Consider the following 874-nt stretch of genomic DNA (forward strand, 5'->3'; position numbering starts at 1 on the left):
CGGTCAATCTCGACCTCGCACGGTCAATCTCGACCTCGCACTTTATGCCAATGTCGAGAACGTCACGCTGACGGGAACCGCGAATGTCAACGCGACTGGCAATACCGGCGACAACATCCTCACCGGCAATGCCGGCAACAACGCACTGACCGGCGGCGCCGGCACGGATACGGCGGTGTTCACCGGATCGGTGCTCGACCATACCCTCACCACGACMAAYGCGGGCGTGCTGACCATTACAAGCGATGCCGATGGCCGCGACACGCTGACGACGATCGAAAAGGTTCAGTTCGGCGCGACGGCCTACACCACCCAGTTGGGAACGGCAGCCGGGACGACGATCACCGGCTCGGCTGGCAACGACCTGATCTTCGGCCTCGGRGGCAACGATACGATCAATGCCGGCRCYGGTGACGACGCCATCGTCTGGCGGGTCGGCGATGGCCGCGAYGTCGTCAATGGCGGGGCCAACGGAACGGTCGGCGATGCCTTCAGCATCACCGGSGACAATTCGGACGAGGTCTTCTCGATCTATTCCAGGTTCGAGTGGCTGAAAGTCGCAGGCAATCTCGCCAGCGATCTCAAYGCCAACACGGATATCGTGATCACCCGCAACGGCACGGGYACGGCCTCGGTCGTGGCCGAGCTGGATCAGATCGAAGAGATTTCGATCAATACCGGTGGCGGCAATGACAGCGTCCTCGTGGTCGGCAACCTGACCCCCTCGGATCTGCGCTTCAACACCATCACGGTGAACTCCGGCACAGGTGACGACACGGTCGACGTGACGGCTCTCGAATCGGCCCACCACGTCGTGCTCAATACGGGCGGCGGCTCCGACCATCTGGTTGGCATGCGTGCCCAGGATGAAATG

The 874-nt window shown here is 62.2% G+C and carries 1 protein-coding gene; it reads left to right on the plus strand.

The genetic code is table 11. The annotated features are described in order from the left end of the window. Positions 1-874, plus strand: an 874-nt coding sequence (locus AC1DGP_RS35240; RefSeq protein ID WP_476833293.1) for a calcium-binding protein, incomplete at both ends; no start/stop codon positions are given.

This window comes from Allobosea sp. 05T433, from assembly GCF_056396065.1.